The 19,983-nt window shown below is 40.8% G+C and carries 22 protein-coding genes; 6 read left to right on the plus strand and 16 right to left on the minus strand.

Annotated elements, in window-relative coordinates; translation table 11 throughout:
* Positions 1-264: 264 nt before the first annotated feature.
* From IZT61_RS10240 to rsmI, 3 genes are all read right to left on the minus strand, one after another.
* Entirely contained in the window at positions 265-906 is a 642-nt protein-coding gene (locus tag IZT61_RS10240; protein WP_196101037.1) for a PH domain-containing protein, read from the minus strand.
* Positions 907-1,079: 173 nt separating this feature from the next.
* On the minus strand, positions 1,080-1,382 hold the full coding sequence (locus IZT61_RS10245) for a nucleotidyltransferase family protein (protein ID WP_196101038.1): 303 nt from the start codon (positions 1,380-1,382) through the stop codon (positions 1,080-1,082).
* A 24-nt stretch (positions 1,383-1,406) separates the two neighbouring features.
* Complete coding sequence (rsmI, locus tag IZT61_RS10250; protein WP_196101039.1) at positions 1,407-2,120, minus strand: 16S rRNA (cytidine(1402)-2'-O)-methyltransferase; 714 nt, start codon at positions 2,118-2,120, stop codon at positions 1,407-1,409.
* 106 nt (positions 2,121-2,226) lie between these two features.
* Here rsmI and serS point away from each other — a divergent pair, with 106 nt between their 5' ends.
* The 3 genes from serS to IZT61_RS10265 all read left to right on the plus strand — a co-directional run bounded on the left by serS (position 2,227) and on the right by IZT61_RS10265 (position 4,719).
* Positions 2,227-3,498 carry a serine--tRNA ligase gene (serS, locus tag IZT61_RS10255; RefSeq protein WP_196101040.1) on the plus strand — a complete coding sequence of 424 codons (1,272 nt, stop codon included), beginning with the start codon at positions 2,227-2,229 and terminating at the stop codon, positions 3,496-3,498.
* Between the two features lie 139 nt (positions 3,499-3,637).
* The gene (locus IZT61_RS10260) at positions 3,638-4,264 is read left to right on the plus strand and encodes a Panacea domain-containing protein (protein WP_230383934.1); all 627 of its coding nucleotides are present in this window, start codon (positions 3,638-3,640) and stop codon (positions 4,262-4,264) included.
* Positions 4,264-4,719: a hypothetical protein gene (locus tag IZT61_RS10265; protein WP_196101041.1), complete on the plus strand. Its 456-nt coding sequence runs from the start codon at positions 4,264-4,266 to the stop codon at positions 4,717-4,719. The genes IZT61_RS10260 and IZT61_RS10265 overlap by 1 nt, the downstream gene beginning before the upstream one ends.
* Positions 4,720-4,853: 134 nt before the next feature.
* Here IZT61_RS10265 and IZT61_RS10270 read toward each other — a convergent pair whose 3' ends face one another.
* The 6 genes from IZT61_RS10270 to fabV all read right to left on the minus strand — a co-directional run bounded on the left by IZT61_RS10270 (position 4,854) and on the right by fabV (position 9,491).
* Positions 4,854-5,168: a hypothetical protein gene (locus IZT61_RS10270; protein ID WP_196101042.1), complete on the minus strand. Its 315-nt coding sequence runs from the start codon at positions 5,166-5,168 to the stop codon at positions 4,854-4,856.
* A gap of 98 nt (positions 5,169-5,266) precedes the next feature.
* A complete protein-coding gene (locus IZT61_RS10275) occupies positions 5,267-5,953 on the minus strand; it encodes an SIMPL domain-containing protein (protein WP_196101043.1) in 687 nt (228 codons plus the stop codon).
* Between the two features lie 263 nt (positions 5,954-6,216).
* Positions 6,217-6,456 carry a hypothetical protein gene (locus tag IZT61_RS10280; RefSeq protein ID WP_196101044.1) on the minus strand — a complete coding sequence of 80 codons (240 nt, stop codon included), beginning with the start codon at positions 6,454-6,456 and terminating at the stop codon, positions 6,217-6,219.
* 609 nt (positions 6,457-7,065) lie between these two features.
* On the minus strand, positions 7,066-7,518 hold the full coding sequence (locus IZT61_RS10285) for a cold-shock protein (RefSeq protein WP_196101045.1): 453 nt from the start codon (positions 7,516-7,518) through the stop codon (positions 7,066-7,068).
* A gap of 138 nt (positions 7,519-7,656) precedes the next feature.
* A complete protein-coding gene (locus tag IZT61_RS10290) occupies positions 7,657-8,193 on the minus strand; it encodes a GNAT family N-acetyltransferase (RefSeq protein ID WP_196101046.1) in 537 nt (178 codons plus the stop codon).
* 107 nt (positions 8,194-8,300) lie between these two features.
* The gene (fabV, locus tag IZT61_RS10295) at positions 8,301-9,491 is read right to left on the minus strand and encodes an enoyl-ACP reductase FabV (RefSeq protein WP_196101047.1); all 1,191 of its coding nucleotides are present in this window, start codon (positions 9,489-9,491) and stop codon (positions 8,301-8,303) included.
* 392 nt (positions 9,492-9,883) lie between these two features.
* On the opposite strand from fabV, the gene IZT61_RS10300 reads away from it, so the two are divergent.
* On the plus strand, positions 9,884-10,594 hold the full coding sequence (locus IZT61_RS10300) for a DUF2490 domain-containing protein (protein WP_230383935.1): 711 nt from the start codon (positions 9,884-9,886) through the stop codon (positions 10,592-10,594).
* A gap of 355 nt (positions 10,595-10,949) precedes the next feature.
* On the opposite strand, the gene IZT61_RS10305 is transcribed toward IZT61_RS10300, so the two are convergent.
* The 4 genes from IZT61_RS10305 to IZT61_RS10320 all read right to left on the minus strand — a co-directional run bounded on the left by IZT61_RS10305 (position 10,950) and on the right by IZT61_RS10320 (position 15,046).
* Positions 10,950-11,660 (minus strand): 2-phosphosulfolactate phosphatase, encoded by a 711-nt coding sequence (locus IZT61_RS10305; protein WP_196101048.1) that lies wholly within the window; start codon positions 11,658-11,660, stop codon positions 10,950-10,952.
* Positions 11,661-11,744: 84 nt separating this feature from the next.
* A complete protein-coding gene (gene gcvT / locus IZT61_RS10310) occupies positions 11,745-12,824 on the minus strand; it encodes a glycine cleavage system aminomethyltransferase GcvT (RefSeq protein WP_196101049.1) in 1,080 nt (359 codons plus the stop codon).
* A 389-nt stretch (positions 12,825-13,213) separates the two neighbouring features.
* Positions 13,214-14,416: a glycosyltransferase gene (locus IZT61_RS10315; protein ID WP_196101050.1), complete on the minus strand. Its 1,203-nt coding sequence runs from the start codon at positions 14,414-14,416 to the stop codon at positions 13,214-13,216.
* A 21-nt stretch (positions 14,417-14,437) separates the two neighbouring features.
* Positions 14,438-15,046 (minus strand): ribonuclease HII, encoded by a 609-nt coding sequence (locus IZT61_RS10320; RefSeq protein ID WP_196101051.1) that lies wholly within the window; start codon positions 15,044-15,046, stop codon positions 14,438-14,440.
* A 78-nt stretch (positions 15,047-15,124) separates the two neighbouring features.
* Here IZT61_RS10320 and IZT61_RS10325 point away from each other — a divergent pair, with 78 nt between their 5' ends.
* Complete coding sequence (locus IZT61_RS10325; protein ID WP_196101052.1) at positions 15,125-15,472, plus strand: TfoX/Sxy family protein; 348 nt, start codon at positions 15,125-15,127, stop codon at positions 15,470-15,472.
* A gap of 73 nt (positions 15,473-15,545) precedes the next feature.
* Positions 15,546-16,079, plus strand: coding sequence for a DUF4251 domain-containing protein (locus tag IZT61_RS10330; RefSeq protein ID WP_230383936.1), 534 nt, complete (start codon positions 15,546-15,548; stop codon positions 16,077-16,079).
* Between the two features lie 162 nt (positions 16,080-16,241).
* On the opposite strand, the gene IZT61_RS10335 is transcribed toward IZT61_RS10330, so the two are convergent.
* The 3 genes from IZT61_RS10335 to dnaG all read right to left on the minus strand — a co-directional run bounded on the left by IZT61_RS10335 (position 16,242) and on the right by dnaG (position 19,916).
* Complete coding sequence (locus tag IZT61_RS10335) at positions 16,242-17,324, minus strand: glutaminyl-peptide cyclotransferase (protein ID WP_196101053.1); 1,083 nt, start codon at positions 17,322-17,324, stop codon at positions 16,242-16,244.
* Positions 17,302-17,667 carry a YraN family protein gene (locus tag IZT61_RS10340; RefSeq protein ID WP_196101054.1) on the minus strand — a complete coding sequence of 122 codons (366 nt, stop codon included), beginning with the start codon at positions 17,665-17,667 and terminating at the stop codon, positions 17,302-17,304. Before IZT61_RS10340 ends, IZT61_RS10335 begins: the two co-directional genes overlap by 23 nt.
* Before the next feature lie 263 nt (positions 17,668-17,930).
* Positions 17,931-19,916, minus strand: coding sequence for a DNA primase (gene dnaG, locus IZT61_RS10345; RefSeq protein ID WP_196101055.1), 1,986 nt, complete (start codon positions 19,914-19,916; stop codon positions 17,931-17,933).
* Positions 19,917-19,983 lie beyond the last annotated feature (67 nt).

Consider the following 19,983-nt stretch of genomic DNA (forward strand, 5'->3'; position numbering starts at 1 on the left):
TTTACGGCCAAATAAATTGTTCGTGATAGTAGGTTAGAGATGCTTCGTCCCCATCATTGACGTTTTTCCGGAACAATCCAGAAACCGTCATTTCGAATGAAACGCTCCACAGGAGCTCCTTTGGAGGAGAATCTTTGAACCTTGGATAGAGATTTCTCGGCTGCGCTCGAAATGACGACGTTTCTTAGAAGCATTCTTTCAAAAAACAACCTCAATCATATTGATTTTGTTCCTGAAAAATTATAACTCCGCATAACAGGGCCTTTACAAACTATCTAAAATAGCTGCTTTTTTAGTTTCGTATTCCTGCTGGGTAATGAGGTGCTTATCGTATAATGTTTTCAACTTACGCAACTTCAAGGTGGTTTCATCTTCTTGTTCCTCTACCACTTCGGCAATTTGAATCGGTTCGGGAGCGGCAATTTCTTCAAAGGGCTTAACGTCAGGAAAAGGTTGTGGCGTAAGATTGATGGAGCCGGCCCGGTTTTCTTCCAATTTTTGCTGACGCAGCAGCTCTTTATATTCTTCCAATTGTTGGTTTGCCGCCTGATGAAGCTTTCTGGCCTGCACCTTGGGGATAAATTCGGTTACGATATTTTCGCCATGTTGTGGAACACAGATAAACTTCGATCCAAAAAATTCTTCCTTAAAAGAAACTTCTTTGATGCTCTTCCACGAAATATCCTTGAAATTCATGGTTAAGCCTAAATTTCCCGGTTCGCAGTAAAAAATACGCTTGTTCGAAATTGCGATGCTGTCTGGTAACAAGTTCACTGCCGGTTTTTTTTGCACGGCCAAATACAGGATTTCCTCGCCCGTGGTTAAGAGGTCGTTTAATTTTCCGATCACCTTTTCAACCGCTTTTGGGTCTTGTTCGTCACTAAGAAATCGATCTATGCTATTCATTATCTTTTATTTTTTATCGAGATATTTTGTTATCTCGTTTTTTAAAACGGGTATATCTTTAATTATTATTTCCATATTGAGCAAAGTAATCGCGGGGTAGTTTTCAGGATCAGGATAGTAGGGGCCCGTTTAACGTCCCTTCGACTACGCTCAGGGTGACAACCGAAAAACGGTCATACCAGTTGAATCTTACTTTGGTTAATGCTTTCTATTAAATATGGATTACTCAGTGTTTCTTCAGCAACTAAATCAACATCTCTTTTTAATAAATCCTGTAAGGCGTAAAGCAAATCGAAATAGTTGTTTCCATAGCTTTCAAAATCTGTTTTATTAGAAAAATTCACTAAAAAATCTACGTCGCTATCTTTTTGCAGGTTGTTTTTTGCTGCGCTACCGAACAAATAAGCTTCTTTAACGCCGTATTTTTTAAAGAGGTTTTTTATTTCTGATAAATGACTCGAAATCAAACTTTCCATAAATTGCAATTTAAAAAATTCCCGCTAATCATTAGCATCGCCATATTTGCTTTTACTCTTTGTTACTGGCTTTCCGGCAATGCAAATTACAAATTCTCCCTTTAAAGTATTGTGCTCAAAATGCGATTTTATTTCCACTAACGTACCGCGTACGGTTTCCTCAAACATCTTGGTTAATTCTCTGCTTACCGATGCTTGCCTATCTTCGCCTAAATACTGCGCAAACTCTTCCAAAGTCTTCAATAAACGATGCGGGCTTTCGTAAAGTATAATCGTTCGTTCTTCGTCGGCAAGCTTTTTAAATTTGGTTTGGCGCCCTTTTTTTACTGGTAAAAAACCCTCAAAACAGAAAGCATCAGCAGGTAAGCCCGAATTGACCAATGCCGGCACAAACGCTGTTGCGCCGGGCAGGCACTCCACCGCTATCTCGTTTTTTATCGCCTCCCGAACCAAGAAAAAGCCGGGATCTGAAATCGCTGGCGTACCCGCATCAGAAATCAAGGCAATTTTTTGCCCCTCTTTTAAAAATTTGATAATTTCTGAGGTGGCCTTATGCTCGTTATGCTGGTGGTGCGAAAAAACACGTTTATCTATGCCAAAGTGCTTCAACATGGGGGCGCTTGTGCGGGTATCTTCCGCCAAAATCAAGTCGCATTCCTTTAAAATGCGGATGGCCCTGAAAGTCATGTCTTCCAAATTGCCTATTGGTGTAGGTACCAGAAATAATTTGCCGCTCATATTTTCATCGTTCGTCATTGCGAGGCACGAAGCAATCTATTCGAGAGAGATTGCTTCGTGCCTCGCAATGACGACTTAATTATTATCTTTGTAAAAAAATTAAATAATGCTGCAAGTTAACTATATCCGCGAAAATAGAGAGAAAGTTTTAGAACGTTTAAGTGTGCGTAACTTTAAACAACCTGAGTTGGTAGATGAAATCATCAAAATTGATGAAGACCGTCGTGCTACACAAACTTCGCTCGATAATTTATCTGCGGAAGCCAACGCTGCGGCAAAAAAGATCGGCGATTTAATGCGCACCGGTCAAAAAGACGAAGCTGAAGCAATTAAAGCTCAAACTGCCGCTCACAAAGAAAGCATTAAAAACCTTACTGAAAAGCTGAACGAACTGGAAACTGCACAATTCAATTTAACGGTGCAATTGCCTAATTTACCATACGAGCTGGTACCGAACGGGTCAACCGCCGAAGAAAATGAAGTGGTTTATCTACATGGTCGGCCGGCAGAGTTGCCTACAAAAGCATTGCCACATTGGGAGCTTGCCGCCAAATACGATATCATCGACTTTGAGTTAGGCGTTAAGATTACAGGCGCAGGTTTTCCGGTATATAAAGGCAAAGGGGCAAGATTACAGCGTGCCTTGATCAACTTCTTTTTAGATCGTGCCACCGCAGCAGGCTATAAAGAAATGCAGGTGCCGCACCTGGTTAACGCCGCTTCAGGCTTTGGAACTGGGCAGCTGCCAGATAAAGAAGGGCAAATGTACCATGCTACGATCGACGATTTATACCTGATCCCTACAGCGGAAGTTCCGGTTACGAATTTATACCGCGATGTAATTTTGAAGGAAGAGGATTTGCCAATTAAAAATACGGCCTACACGCCTTGTTTTCGTAGAGAAGCAGGGTCGTATGGTGCACATGTGCGTGGCCTGAACCGCTTACATCAGTTTGATAAAGTTGAGGTTGTTCAAATTACGCATCCGGATAAATCTTACGAAACTTTAGAGGAAATGAGCCAGTATGTTCAGTCTCTGTTGCAGGAACTGGGCCTACATTATCGCGTTTTACGCCTTTGTGGTGGTGATATGGGTTTTACTTCTGCCATGACTTATGACATGGAGGTTTGGAGTGCGGCTCAAGAGCGCTGGTTAGAGGTTTCTTCGGTTTCTAACTTCGAAACTTATCAGGCGAACCGATTGAAGCTTCGTTTTAAAGGCAAAGAAGGCAAAGCGCAACTAGCCCATTCATTAAATGGAAGTGCACTGGCACTACCCCGCATCGTAGCCTCAATATTGGAGAATTATCAAACAGAAAACGGAATTAAAATCCCCGAAGCCTTGGTAAAATATACGGGTTTTGATAGGATTGATTAATCGTTAAATAACTGTCATTCGGAGGTACAGCTTGTCCCGATTTCTCGGGAAAGCAAGCTAATCAGCTGCGTAAGATTGCTTCTTGTTTCATACGATGGTAAACATAATCTACAAAAGTTAGTGGCTATAAGGATAAATTATGGCATCGGACAAATATTTTTATGCTAAGTATTTTAGTATAAAAATATTTGTTATATTTGTTAATATGCAGGCCTTTAATGTAGATAAAGATAAAACCCTTAATGCGGCATTATTCATCCTCAATCAATTAGGTGAAGCAGACTATCATAAGGTTTTTAAAATTCTATATTTTGCAGAACAGCAACACCTGAAGAATTTTGGTCAGCCTTTAACCGGCGATGCTTATCAGGCAATGCCTTTTGGACCGGTTCCTTCTTTCCTTTATGATATTTTTAAGGCTGCGGAAAATCACCAGTCGCCTTTTAGCGAGGCCATTGAGCTTTCCAAATCGTTCGCTGTGGTTCGAAAGGATAAGATTCCATACGTTAGTGCACTTGTAGCCGCTGATACCGACCAGCTGTCGGAAACAAATGTCGAAGCAATATTAAAGTCTATTAAGGAAAATCATCATTTAAGCTTCAAAGAGATTACCGATAAGTCTCATGATACGGCTTGGGCAAAGGCTGAAAAGGCGGTCGACACCGAAATGTCGTATTTAGATATTGCCGCGTCTGCAGCGGCATCGGAAGAAATGTTAGCCTATATTTTGCTAAACGCAGAGAACGACAATTTAAATGTTTATTAATGTCGCTTTCCGAAGCATTTCCGGAAGATTTCCGAGCTGACTTTGCAAAACAAAAGCTAAAAATTGGTTCAGTTATTCGGGTCTTTGTGCAAGACACCAATCCCCCAAAAGAAAAGCGGTTTATACTAATCGGTCAATCTTATGATAAATTAATGTTTGCTTCGATCTATATCAATTCTGAAATTAATCCTAATGTATTTCATAGCGCAGAACTTAGAAGCTTAAATGTCGAACTTATTGCAGCCGACCGCGAATACTTGGATCATGACTCCTATGCTGATTGCTCAATGATCTTTAAGCGGAATGCCGATTGGCTGTTACATCTCATCAAAAGCGACCCCAGTAAAATTATTGGCGAGCTTTCAGCGGAGGATTTGAAAGAAATCAGCTCCAGAATTAAATCTGCCCGTACCATTACAGTTGCTGAAAAGAAGACTTTCGGGCTGTTTCTATAATTGATGTAATTATTATGTGGCGACGGAGGCCGATCTGGCCTTAAAGCTTGCACACCTCAACACGATTTTGACAAAAAAAGCCCGGCAATACTGCCAGGCTTTTCGTTTTTATAGATAGATGTAAGTTTTTCTGATTATAAAATCAAAATCAATAATAAGATGATGATGATGATTGCACCAACTGAAAGATACACACCGCCAGAAACTGCACGAGCTTGTTTTTTCAAATCTTTTAACTCGCTGCGTAACGCTTTACGCTCAGCTTTGGTTAAATTCGACTTATCCATATCTCTGATTTCTTCGACACGGGTCTTGATTTTTTCTAACTGTAACGATTGTTCAGCGGTTAATTCTGTAGGGTTTTTTGCTGGTTTATCAGCAGCCTGTACCGAATTGAAACTAACACCCAAAGTAAAGATAAGGGCAAGTGTGTAAACGAATTTTTTCATAACATTTATTTTTTTAGTGTTTCGACTTCTACCTAACAAAAAACCTACCAAATTGTTCTGGTAGGCTTAAAAAAAGGCTTAGCAAGGTTGTTAACGCTTTATTTGATCTCGAAAACTGCATTTACGGTAAAATTCAGTTTAATTTTTTTGAAATCAATTTCAGGTGCAGTGTCTGCCTCCGCCATGGCCGATTTCATCATGTAATTTCTGTAAACCGGTTGTACAATATTGTCTCCACCATCTTGAATCTCAATTACACTCCCTAATTTGTCGCCTAACGCCTCAACCATATAGGCAGCTTTCTCTTTGGCGGCCAACAAGGCTTTAATTTTTAGCTCTTTTTTCAGGCTTTCGATTTTCGAATAATCGTAGCTTTCAATATTGGTACTGGCAATGCCTTTTGCATCAATCGCCTCAATAATTGCATTGAACTTGTTTAAGTCGCTTACTTTTAACCGATATTGCTTACTCGCTAAAAAATCGGGATTTTTCTTTTTCTCAGTAGCATAGTTCCAACTGCTGAGATTGCTAATGGTTAAATTTTCCTTCGCAATTCCGGCCTTTTGTACAGCGGCAAAAAGTTGCTTTTCCAAATCGGTAATCTCTACTTTGTTCTTGCCATTCAGGTATTCCTTCAGCGAAATACTGATGTAAATAATATCTGGTGTAACTTCCGTTTCCGAAGTTCCACTTACATTTATTTTCCGACGTAAATCTGCTTGTTGTGCCATCGCTGTAGATAATCCTAAAAATGCGATGAACAAAATTGCTGTTAACTTTTTCATAATACGTAGTGTTTTAATTTTAGAGAAGCAAGCATAAATCTTATTTGCTTTGTGCTTCTACGGGTTTCATAATCTATTTTCTCTGTGTGTGCTGTAATGATGTAAAGCCATTGCAAATTCCACACCGAGAATTCAAAAATCTTTACCTTTCAGCAAATGAAACTGCTCATTTAGCCCGTAAACACGCTCAGTATTTGAGTTAAAGTACCTCGCTATCAGCCCACTCACATTTCACAAAAAAAAATTAAATAAAGTTTAATGCCTTAAGCTTTTTTGTAGCGCAAAGCCTGCAAAACATGGGCAAGGTCCTGTTCTGTCAATCCTGCAATCTTTTTGTAATCGATTATACAAGCACGGTCGTTATCTTCAAAAATAAGTTTTAAAAAAACAAAGGAGTTGGGATGACAGGCCTTTAAACGAGTCGTCATTGCCCCAAAGGGGCTACTCTGTAGCGAGGCCGGGTTCGTGCGACCGACCTGTGCCGATTTTTCATCGGTAAGCAATCTGATTTACGAAATGAGATTGCTCACCCGAGAAGTCCTATCGTGTGAACACATCTTTGAACCATCGCTTTGCGAGCTAGAATCATCAAAACGACAACATATTTTAGGGGGTTTCTTTGAACGATCGTCATCCTCAGCTCGACTGGGGATCCTAATGCGCAATAAATTCGGTGCTGAGCATTAAGATTCCCGCCTGCGCGGGAATGACGGCGCAAAAAACGAGATATGTCAATACGATAGGAGAAGTCGGGACAGCACGAGCGTTCATATTAACCAGCCCGTGATATCCAGAAAGAGGAGGTTTATTAATCGAACTCACGTTTGTACCAAAAGATTTGCAAAAGTTTACCACGCCCTAACTCAAATTGGTTGGGTATTTAGGTTGCAAGCCAACGCCTGCATCGATAGACTAATAAACGAACACGATTTAATCCCCGAGACAAAATCGCCGAAGCAATATAGCATCTTGCTTTTTTCAATCGGAAACTAGAATGGAAAAGTATTGCGCCAGGTTTTATGCTGAAAGAGACGGAATTACAAATTTTTATAAAACCTTGCGCAGAAAGAGTTCAGTATGATTGCTTGGGGCAATCTATCAAGAGCTTTTGTTTAAACTTTAGTCACTTTTACGGCAGTTGGTCCTTTTTGACCCATTTCTACCTCAAAACTAACTTTATCACCCTCTTTAATTTGAGTGATGCAACCATTGGCATGCACGAAAATGCTATCCTGAGTTTCGGTATTCTTAATAAAACCGTAACCTTTACTGTCGTTAAAGAAAGTTACCGTTCCTTTTTTAACAGGATTTTCATCAATGATATCTTCTTGTCTCGAGATACCAATCTGAATGTCTTCGGTGTTAATTACTTTCTTCTTTTTAGGATCTGGTGGAGTAGAAGAGATGTTTCCGTTTTCGTCAACGTAAGCCATCATATCTTCAAGCGCTAAACCCTTTTTAGCATTCGCTTGTCGTTCTTCTCTTTTTTCTTGTTTGTCTTTTTGTTTTTTTAATCGTTTTTTTTCGTTCTCTTTTTTACTGTATGTTGCCTGAGATTTAGCCATATTTATTTAATTGTTTTGTTTTTGAAAGATGAGTGGAAATGGAGATTTATACAAAGATAACAATACTAAAATGAAAACACGATTTTATTCCGTTGTGCAATTGTTTTGAAGAAATAAAATCAGCAATTAGTCATCAACTTAAGCCCTACTCAGCCAATCCTGTTTGTTAATCTCATAAACAAAGTTCCACTTTAGGGGCTCACCGTAATAAGCAACCTCGATTTCGGCAACCTTTTGGCCGCCCAATTTTTCGATAGCTTTTTGCGATCGAAAATTTGTGGCACCAATGTGCAAAATCACCCTTTCAACAAACTGAAAGGCGTAATCTAACATCAGCTTTTTCATCGCCGAATTATAGCCCAGCCCCCAATAATTACGACCGATGAATGTGTAGCCAATGGCTATCGACATATTTTCTGGGTCGAACTCATAGTATCTCGAGCTACCAACTACTTGCCCAGTCGCTTTATCGTAAACAATCAAAGCGCCCTTGGATTCAAGAGCGCCTTTAAAGAAATTTTCGAAAACCCCGCGTTGGTGACGGTCTTTATTCGGGTGTTGCTCCCAAACCAGCGGATCGGATGCAACAGCATACAACCGATCAAAATCGTCGCTTTTAAGCGGAGCGATTTTGATCAGGTCGTTTTCTAAAGTAGGTTGTAAGTCGAAGTTCATAAGCCGCTCCCCTTAAAAGCCAGTTGGCAGGCAAATTTGTAGCCGCCCTCTCCGCGAAAAGGATTATTCTGTCTTTTAAATTATTTTGTTCTTTCCAAGAGTAAGCCTTAAGCGAGACTTTCAATCTCTACCACTTCATTGGCATCTTTCTGATAGTCGACTTTATCAATTTCGAAACCGAATAAGCTCAAAAAATCTGAGCGATAGCCCGGCAAATCGCCAATTGCAGGTAATGTTTCCGTAGTTGCCTCTTCCCAAAGTTTTGCAACTTTAGCTTGTACGTCTTCACGCATTTCCAAATCATCTATTCTGATCCTGCCTTTTTCATCTACCGGAACTTCACCGCCAGTATATAATCTTTCGGCATATAAACGCTGAATTTGCTCGATGGTACCTTCATGAATCCCATCCTCTTTCATTATTTTATATAACAACGAAATGTACAACGGAATTACCGGAATTGCAGAACTCGCCTGAGTAACCAACGCCTTATTTACAGAAACGTAAGCTTTGCCATCAATATCTTTCAACTTATCGGCGATAGTAAACGCTGTGGCCTCCAGGTCGTCTTTAGCACGGCCTATCGTTCCTTTACGGTACACCGGCTCGGTTAACGCGGGGCCTATGTAAGAGTAAGCAACGGTTGTAGCGCCATTGGCTAATAAATTTTCAGTTTTTAAAGCGTCAATCCACATCGCCCAATCTTCGCCACCCATTACGGCAACCGTATTCGCAATATCCTCTTCAGTAGCAGGCTCGATAGAAATTTCTGTCACGTTACCAGTGTGAAAATCGACTGTTTTGTTGGTATAAGTTCCGCCAATTGGCTTCAAAGTAGAGCGGTGTAACACTTCGGTATCGGGGTGCTTTCTTACCGGAGAAGCCAAACTGTAAATCACTAAATCTACCTGACCCAAATCGGCCTTGATCAATGCAAGGGTTTCTGCTTTAATCTCTTTAGAGAAGGCATCGCCGTTAACACTTTTTGCATATAAACCTGCTGCATGCGCTTCTTTTTCGAACGCGGCGCTGTTGTACCAGCCGGGCGACGCGGTTTTGCCGGCAGACGGTGCTTTCTCAAAAAATACACCTATTGTTGCCGCGTCAGAACCATATGCCGCAGCAATACGAGAGGCCAGGCCAAAACCTGTTGATGCACCAATTACTAAAACTTTTTTGGGGCCGTTAATAGCACCTTTTGATTTTACATATTCAATTTGGTTCTTTACGTTTTGAGCGCAACCATCTGGATGTGCCGTTAAACAAATAAAGCCCCTCATTCTTGGTTCAATAATCATTTTGATATTATTTTAAGTTTTGTGTTCTAAAAGTCGGCCTTTGCAAAGGATGATAAAGCCAAATCTGTAACGAAGATAAATTTTTAATTGCTTACAGCTAAATGAAATTGAAATAAAGCTGAAATAGCGCAGTGAAATGAGCCATTTTAAATAGAAGTAGTTAAACGCCATTGGTTTTCAGGGGCCGAAACCCCGTACTTAAACCCGATATTGCCAGATAGCTCGCGATAGTTCATCGCGACTATAGGCTATTAGCGGGGCTACAGGCAGCTATTGTAGCCGGACTTTCCGTTTCCAAAAAACAAATAAAATACGAAGCTATTCCTTTTCAAATTAAGCTAATGTTAACTATTTCTTTTATTTTAGCAGCACACAGATAAGACCATTTAATTATGATGAAAAAACGATTACTATTACTAACCATGGTTTCGTTCATGGCCATTGGAAAGCTCTCTGCCCAAACACAATATCAAAATTCGGGTTGGTTTATGTTTTTGAACAACACGAAATTTAACGAAAAGTGGGGCTTGCAGTTTGATGTACAGGTGCGCTCAGCCGACGACTGGAAATATGTGCGCAACACGTTGGTGCGGCCGGCGCTGCAATATTTTATTAACGACAAAAATAATGTGGCACTTGGGTACTTGTGGCAAACTACGCAATCGCAATCGGCTACGGCAGGCAATTCATTCTTGCACGAGCACCGCATTTTCGAACAATACATTTTTACACACAAGCTGAGTTCAATTTTAGCCAGCCACAGGGTTAGGGTTGAGCAACGGTTTATAGGCCGTGCAAATGAAGATGTTTTTGCACAGCGTTTCCGCTACTTTTTCAGGCTGGTTCAGCCACTACAAAAGGTAGAATCGGGTTTTACAAAGGGTGCATTTGTGGCGCTGCAGAACGAAGTGTTCCTGAATTTTCAAAATAAAGACAAAATCAACAACAGCGTGTTCGACCAAAACAGGGCTTACCTTGCTTTGGGCTATCGTTTCTCGAAGAAATTTGATATTGAAGCGGGCTATTTAAACCAGGCAGTTAAAAACACAAACAACCACACCAACAATAGCATTGCTCAGCTTGCCCTTTATACGAGGTTTTAAAGGAGTATGAAAGTTGGAGGTCGGAAAATTTGAAGTTTAAGTACTAAAGCCAGCTGAATAGTCCGAAGTTGGCAGTCGGGAAGTTCGAGGTTTGAGAGCGGAAGTCGGTTTTGAGTGAAATTGAAGCGTGATTTTTTTGAAAAGCAGGTGCAGTAATTCTTGGGCAGGGTTCCGTCCCGCTAATAGCCCATAGTCCCGACGCCGTTTCAGTGCCGATTGTTCGCTCTGCAACGGGAGCTATCTGGCAACATCGGGTTTAGACACACTGGCCTGCATTTGCAGCCAGCCAAGAAGATTCATTGCCGTTGACCTCATTGCCGTTGACTTTAGTCAACGGGCAACGGGAAAAGGATTTTTACACAGCAAGCTTCACCAATCGGTCGCCCTCTAAAACAGGAATAGCTTGACAAATATTCAATTGTAGGCAGAAAACAACATCTTCCTCTATATTTAACTGTGCAAGGCGATGGCTGTGTGATGATTTATTAAGGTATTTACGAAGATCGTTTTTAGCAATGCCGTATAAGTCTTCCGCAGCCACACTCGAATCGTCGAAATGTTCGAAATACTGGCGAAGTTTGCTCACCACAGCTCCCGCAAATAAGGTATCTTCCAAATTAAACTGGTCTTTCCAGCCTGCACAAAGCAACAGCACATTTTTATCCTGTACTTTCAGGTAATCGCAAAGTGCATCGAGGTTTAAGAATGAACCAATAAGCACCTGCGAAGCTCTTTTATTTGCCAAATGCAACGCCTTTGTTCCATTGGTTGTAGTGAGCACCACTGTTTTTCCACCTACTTTTTCTTTGGTGTACGAAAAAGGCGAATTTCCGAAATCGTAGCCGACTACTACTTCCCCATTGCGTTCTGCGGCCAGCAAATAACCTTTATCGTTATAATTCAAACAGTCTTCAACATTAGCAACCGGAATAATGGCTTCTGCACCGTTTTCTATGCCATAAGTAATGGACGAAGTTGCCCTTAAAATATCGATAACCACCACAATGCTTTGCTCAATATCGTATAAATCGATAAGTGCCGGGGTTAAACAGACTTCTATTTTCATTTTCTGAGATGTGAGATACGAGATATGGGATATGAGATTTTACCAGTCAAACCGCCTCAAATCTCACGTCTACTATCTCAAATCTTATTTATAAAAAGGAAACTTAACTACTTTAGCTTTTATAGGCGTATTGCGAATAAGGATGAAAATCTCCGCTCCCTCTTTCGAAAATTCTTTTTTAACGTAGCCCATACCGATGGCTTTTTGAAGTGATGGTGCCTGTGTTCCGGAAGTTACCTTGCCAATAATATTTCCATCGGCATCTGCAATTTCATAATCGTGACGTGGAATACCGCGATCGATCATCTCGAAACCGACCAATTTTTTTTGAATACCAGCTTCTTTTTGTGCCTGTAATGCTTCGGAATTGGTAAAGGTTTTTGAAAACTTCGTAATCCAACCTAAACCTGCTTCAATTGGCGAAGTGGTATCGTCGATATCATTGCCGTATAGGCAAAAACCCATTTCTAAACGTAAAGTATCGCGAGCACCCAAGCCAATTGGCTTAATATTATACGGTTGTCCTGCCGCAAATATGGCTTCCCAAATTTGATCTGCATATTGATTTTCGAAGTAGATTTCAAAACCACCGGCACCGGTGTAACCTGTTGCAGATATAACCACATTATCTACACCTGCGAAGGTCCCTTTTACAAAGGTGTAATATTCCATTGCGGCCAAATTTACATCGGTTAATGTTTGCAAGGCATCTGCGGCTTTGGGGCCCTGAATAGCCAATAATGAAGTTTGATCAGAAATGTTGTGCATTTCTACTCCCTTATTATTAAACTGCTGAATCCAGTTCCAATCTTTTTCGATATTAGAGGCATTTACGACCAACATGTACGTTTTTTCGTCAATGCGATACACCAAAAGGTCATCAACTATACCGCCGTCGTTATTTGGCAGGCACGAATACTGAACTTTTCCATCGTATAATTTTGAGGCATCGTTACTGGTTACGCGTTGAATTAAATCTAAGGCATTTTCGCCTTTCAAAATAAATTCACCCATATGGCTAACATCAAAAACACCAACGCCATTGCGTACAGTTGCATGTTCGGCGTTAATGCCTTCGTAAGTAACAGGCATATTGTAACCTGCAAATGGAACCATTTTAGCGCCTAAAGCGATGTGTTTTTCAGTTAATGCGGTATTTTTCATGCTAAAAATCTAGTTGGCGGCAAAAGTACTAAGAAAAAGACAATCTTTCGGGCTAAATTTTAGATGGTTTTTGGGGAAATTTCATTTTAGTCATCGATGAATATGTACGATTTGTAGCTGTTCATCGAATGACTATTGACGTCTTTCATCGGTAATAGCTGTGGTTATTTTCCTGGCGCAAAATGCTTGGCATAATGAGTTTGCCACGCAACGATGAAAAATCGTTCCTCACAACGACGATAAACTAGTGTAGTGCCAACGGTGCTTCTTTTTAATGTTGGGTGTCAGGCTGAGCGGAGTCGAAGCCCACCTAGCGCCCTTCGACTATGCTCAGGGTGACAACTTTTGAAACGTTTTTTGATTGACACGACACTAACAATCCAAACGGCCTAAGCCCTTACCAATTCCTCATAAATCTTCAACATTTTGGTTGAGATTAAATGCACAGCATGATCATTTTCGACGGTTTTACGGGCATTTTCTCCGATTTCTATCCAACGGTTTGGATTAATGATACATTGCAGAATAGAACGGTAAAACTCGTCGGCGGTATCGGCAATCAGAATGTCGTGGCCATGCCTGCAATTAATACCTTCGGCGGCCGTGGTGGTAGCAATAATACATTTCTTCATGGCCATGCCCTCAATAATTTTTACACGCATGCCTGTTCCCGAAATCAGTGGCACAATCATAATGGCCTTGGAGTTTATAAATTCTACTGCATCAAAAACTTCGCCTTCAACAATCAGGTTTTCCGAATCGTATTCGAAAAAGTGCTTTTGCATGTTTTTTCCGGCAATGTAGAAACGGAGATCTTTGTTCAGCTTTTCTATATCTGGCCAAATATCATCGAGAAACCACTCCAACCCCTCTTGATTTGGCCGCCAATCCATAGCTCCCAAATGGAACAAGGTTGGGAAACTGGTTTTGGATTTGTCGATCTTGTACTTTTCGAGGTCGATGGCAACAGGAAAAACAGACATCGGCACTTTACAGCCGAAACGTAAGATGCTCTGTCGATCGGGTTCACTGATCACAAAAATCTGATGAAAGCGGTTAATTTGATCTGTTTCGTAAGCTTTTAAGCGTTGCGCTAAAAAGGCAAGGTACTTCCGCCGAACCAGAAACTTTTCGGACATTGATAAACGCTCGAGCAGCATATATTCAACGTTGTGGGTTCTGTAGATGAGCTTGGCATGGCTGTTGGCCTTAACAACATCGAGATAGGGGGTTACAAAAAGACCTTCAAACTGAATGATGTCGAATGTGTTTTCCCGTAAAAGATTTTCGAGTTGCCGGGCTACATCATCGCTAAAATACCGGGAAACGGTGTACGATTCGTTGGTGAAAATATTAAAAAACGCAGACCAAACATTCACATCAACATCCAAATCGGCAGCATGGTATTTAATCTGTTTGAAAATGGGATCGTAGATATCTTCTACTTCTGTGTACCACTTTTTGGGGTTAAGACTAAACAATGTGATATCTGCGCCAAGCTGTAGAAGACCTTTTATGGTGTTATAAACCACTATTGGGTAACCACTATTTGGCGGGAAGGGAATCCGCTTAGTAATCAACAGTATTTTCACAATGTGTGAAAATACAAAATTCTAGGCGTTTTTTGCAAACAATTCTAACTGTGGATCGCTAACGTTAAACGTTTTTCGGTGGAATGGAGACAACCCGATTTCAATTACTGCCCTCCGGTGCGCAATGGTAGGATAGCCTTTATTTTGCTGCCAATTGTAATGGGGATATTCATCATGCAAATTACTCATAAATTCATCGCGATGGGTTTTGGCCAAAATAGATGCAGCCGCAATATTTAAAAATTTTCCATCGCCCTTAATGATGCAACTGTGCGGAATTTGCGGATAGGCTTTAAATCGGTTTCCGTCGATAATTAGATAGCCGGGCTGGGTATGCAACTTTTCAATTGCCCGGTGCATCGCCAAAAAAGACGCATTCAGGATGTTAATCCGGTCTATTTCTTCATGATCGCAGGAGGCAACAGCCCAGGCCAGGGCTTCCTTTTCTATAACGGGGCGAAGTGCATCCCGCTGCTCATGCGTTAACTGTTTAGAGTCATTCAAGCCATCGAGCACAAAGCCTCTGGGAAGAATTACTGCCGCAGCAAAAACCGGCCCTGCCAAACAGCCCCGCCCAGCTTCGTCGCAACCCGCTTCTAAAAAATCGTCTTGGTAACAGCTTAACAACATTTTGCAAATTTAATTATTAACGAGCGAATTTTGCTAAAAGGATAGCGATTGAGTAAATTAGTTTTAAACAATTTGTTGATGAGAAAATATAATGAAGCCCTGGCCAATCGCATTGCCGAAAAATTGATGCATTTGCCAGATGTTGAAGAAAAGGAAATGTTTACTGGCCTAATTTTTATGGTTGATGGCAAGATGTGTGTTGGCGTGTCGAAAAATGATTTGATGTTGCGTTTAAACCCTGATGATATTGAGCGTCTAAATGATAAAGATGGTTGGGAACAGATGACGATGGGCGGAAAAAGGATGAGCGGGTATATTTTGGTTTCGGAAGATGTGCTGAACAGAAATGATGAATTGGATTTTTGGATAAAGCTGGCGCTTGATTTCAACCCAATTGCCAAAAGCTCGAAAAAGAGGTACAAGTAAGCTTTATTGTTTGGCGCCATTATGGAATTAGACAAACCAGCGCATCATTTATTTGTTGAATATTAAAACACACATGATGAAACACTTAAAAAAAATATTGACCATAGGTTTACTGTTATTTGTAACACAAACCTATGCGCAAACGGACAAGGAGACAACGGTCAGAATTGTAGAGAACAAAACTTATAACTTTGTGGCCAATTCGGCATTGCCCATGGCAAACAACGACATCAGCAGAATAATGAGCACAATGCCGGGTGGCCAAAGCGGCTCGATGATTAACTTAACCGGCTCGCAATACGATGTTAAAGTAACTAAAGATAGCGTAATTGCTTACTTGCCCTATTATGGCAGGGCCTATAGCGCCCCTTATAATGCCAGCGAAGGAGGCATAAAATTTACCTCGAAAGATTTTACTTACAAAAAAAGCAAAAATAAAAAAGGTGCTTATACCATTCAAATCAACACAAAGGATGGCGGCAGGGAAAATTACCGCTTTACGCTGAATATTTCGCAAAATGGATACGCCACATTAACGGCAAGCAGCGTAAATAAGCAGCCAATAGTTTATAATGGCTATTTGGATGAGCCTAAAAAGAAAGATTAGTTTGGCTACAGGTTATGATGCTTTGTCAGACTGAGCGTAGTCGAAGTCCTCTCGATTTGCCCTTCGACTACGCTCAGGGTGACAATTGACGCGGCACTTGGTTAAAAAAAACAGCACAAGTCGCAGTAATTAATCCGAATAATCAACGCTAGAACAACTGATCTACTTCTTAACCAACTGAATTTGAAAAATGTGCGGCCACTTTTTGCCTGTTACAAACAGTCTTTTAGCGGCCTTATCGTAGGCGATTCCATTTAATACATTGTTGGCCCTTTCATCATCGTTTTTAAAGTAGTTTTCGGGCAACAAGCCGATCAGGTTAATTCGCCCTTCAACCGCTCCGGTTTCGGGGTTAATGATTAGAATATTGTTAGTGGTGTAAACATTGGCATAAATTTTCCCGTCGATAACCTCTAACTCATTTAAATTTTGAATGGCGCCGGTGTTGTCGTACACATCTATCGAACCTACTTTTGAATAATTGTCTTTATCAAGAAAAAATATAGTGTTCGAGCCGTCGGTATTCAAAATCTGCTTGCCATCAAAAGTGAGGCCCCAGCCTTCTCTACCGGTATTGTACGGAAATTCGGCGATTTTTTTGAAGGTCGCTTTGTCGTAAACGAATCCAACTTTTTCGCGATAAGTTAACTGAATAATCTTATCGCCAATTACCGTCATGCCCTCACCAAAATACTGTTTATCTAAATCGGCTTTTTGCAACACTTTGCCCGTTGCCGGGTCTACCTTACGCAAACTGGAATGGCCGTAATCGCCAGCACTTTCGTAGAAAAAACCATCATGATATTCTAAACCTTCAACATAGGAAGATGTATCATGAGGAAGCGTTTTAATTACTTTATAGGTATATTCTACAGGCGGCTGAGCGGCCAGAATATTGATATTCGAGGTTAACTCGTCAGTTTTGCCACCCTCGTAAATCCTTGCGGTTAAGAGATGGCTTCCCAATTTTAACCCCGCAGTTTTTAATTTCAGGGCGCTGGTGTCTGTTTTGGAAAGGGCAACGGCACTATCAATTAAATAAACAACTGAATCTACTTTGCTTTCGTTGCCAAACAGCACTTTTACTTCGAACTCATTGCCTGATGGAATATTCAAACCAATCATTGGCGAAACAAAGCTTCGGTAAGTTTTTGGAGTTTCGTCTTTACATGAAATCACTAATCCAAGTATAATTCCAAAGAGCACTAGCTTGTTAATTCGGTTAATAGTCGGGCCAAAAAGCATCTTCAATATGTTTTAATGTATAGTTGTTATTTTTTGTAAAGGTAATGGCAATAATGTCAAAACGAATATCATTTTGATGATTCATTATTTCAATATATTCAGCTGAAGCTAACTCCATTTGCTTTTGCTTCGCCTGGTGAACGAACTCCTCGGGATATCCAAAAGCGATTGAACTGCGGGCCTTCACTTCTACAAATACCATAATTTTGTTTTTGTAAGCAATTAAGTCGATCTCAGCCTTGCCGTAGGTCCAGTTTTCATCCAAGATCTCGTAACCATCATCCTCTAAATAGCGTTTGGCAATGTTTTCACCCTGTTTACCTAAATTGTTATGAAGCGCCATACTGAATTTTGCATGAGTGAGTTTTGAATGAGTGAGTTTTGAATTATTGAATGTGAATGGAGTCGTTTTTGTTAGATTTTTAAAAATAAAGTTAAGAATTTTATTAAACGCTTAAATAGCCGTCTTCACAAATTACCTTGCATTATATCAATCATTCTGCTATTCTATCAATTATTCATTTTCTCATTCACTCAATCTCTCATTCATTCCCTCTATCATTCACTCTTTCTATCATTCACTCCCTCTATCATTCACTCCTTCTATCACTTAACAATCACCGAGCCCAGAAACTTCGAAATTTCTCTTTCAACACCTTTGATTACGCCATAGCGCTGCATCAAAATCATTTGATTATCGGCATCTTTTTCATCTTTAATTTCCTTTAGCAAGTTGGTCAATATCTTATCTACCTTTCGCTTTTTGAGGTGAAATATGCCACCCAAAACGGTAGCCTTTAAGTTCATGCTTTCGTCCTTAACATAAATTAAGTGTTTATTAAGCCAGTTTTCGCTCAAGGCATACTCCGAAGTCGAAAGTGTGATGGCTAAATCTGCAACCTCACGTTCCTGGTGTTTAATAAAATGATTCGCCGTTGGCAATCGCCCATTGTCGATTTCTGTTTTGTAGATTTCGATTATCTTTTTGCACATTGGGTCTTCAAACTCCACATCGGCCAAATTCTGCATAATAAATGGCCCGATATACATATCATCAATATTGTCCCAGTTAACAAATTCGTGCCCGTAAGCAAGCAGTAACCGAACAATTTCCTTTTCCTGAATCTCATCAGTATCACTTACCTTTTCACCGTAACCTGATGGGCCCGCATTATCATCCCATAAATCGTCTGGTGGGCCGAGCGGCTCAGGCGGCCCTGAAGAATAGGAACTCTTGCTGGCGTTGTTATAACTACTTCGCTGATTGCTCTCAAAACTTTTCTTCACCTTGGCCGAGCGCATCTTGTTGAGTTCGCCCATTAGTATTTGCTCTTCGATTTGCAGCAGACTACTGGATTCGCGAATGAATACGGAAGCTTTTATTGGATCGGGGATTTTGGCGATACTTTCTACAATGTCACGAATTATTCCGGCCCGCTTGATCGGATCGTCGCCAGCATCTTTTAACAAAACGTTGGCTTTATAAATGATGAAATCTTTCCGGTTTTCTTCGAGATAGGTCTTAAATGCGCCGGCGCCTACATGGTGCATGTAAGAATCGGGATCGTGGCCATCGGGAAAGGAAACAATTTTTACATTCAACCCTTCTTCCAAAATCATATCGAGTCCCCGTAACGACGCTTTTATACCTGCGGCATCGCCATCAAACAGGATGGTAATGTTTTGGGTAAAACGCCCAATAAGTTTGATCTGCTCTACAGTTAAGGACGTTCCGGATGAGGCCACCACGTTTTCGATGCCCGCCTGATGAACAGACAGTACATCGGCGTAGCCTTCGGCCAAATAGCAGTTATCAAGGTCGCGAATGGCTTTTTTTGCATGAAAGAGGCCATACAGAACGTTCGATTTATGATAAATTTCGCTCTCGGGCGAATTGACGTATTTTGGAACGTTTTTATCCGTTTTCAGGGTTCTGCCACCAAAGCCAATAATCCTGCCGGTAAAATTGTGAATGGGGAACATTACACGGCCACGAAAACGATCGTATATTTTTCCGTTGTCGTTCTTGATCGATAAGCCCGTAGCTTCTAAAAATTCGAGCTTATGGCCTGCATTGGTTGCGCTCTGGGTCATGGCGTCCCAAACATCGGGCGAATAGCCGACTTCGAATTTTTTGAGAATATCTTCGCGAAAACCCCGCTCCTTAAAATAGCTTAACCCAATTCCCTTTCCCTCGTCAGTTTCCCAAAGTTGCTTTACAAAAAATGCCGCTGCATATTGCGATACGATATATAAACTTTCCTTGGCACTTTGAGCTTCGGCAGCTTCGGGACTAAGTTCTGTTTCCTCAACTTCAATGTTGTATTTGTTGGCTAAAAATTTAAGTGCCTCGGGATAGGAATATTTTTCATGATCCATGATAAAGCGAACGGAATCGCCACCCTTGCCACAACCAAAGCACTTGTAAATGCCCTTGGTTACAGATACGTGAAAAGACGGTGTTTTTTCGCCATGAAACGGACAATTGCCTATTAAACTGGTTCCACGCTTTTTTAAGTGCACAAAATCTCCAACTACCTCCTCAATGCGGGCGGTATCCATTATCTTATCTATCGTTTCGCGGTTTATCATATTTTTTGTTCGTCATTGCGAGGAGGCACGACGAAGCAATCCACTTTGCTTTATGTTTGTTTTAAAA

This window comes from Pedobacter endophyticus (genome assembly GCF_015679185.1).
Lineage (GTDB): Bacteria > Bacteroidota > Bacteroidia > Sphingobacteriales > Sphingobacteriaceae > Pedobacter > Pedobacter endophyticus.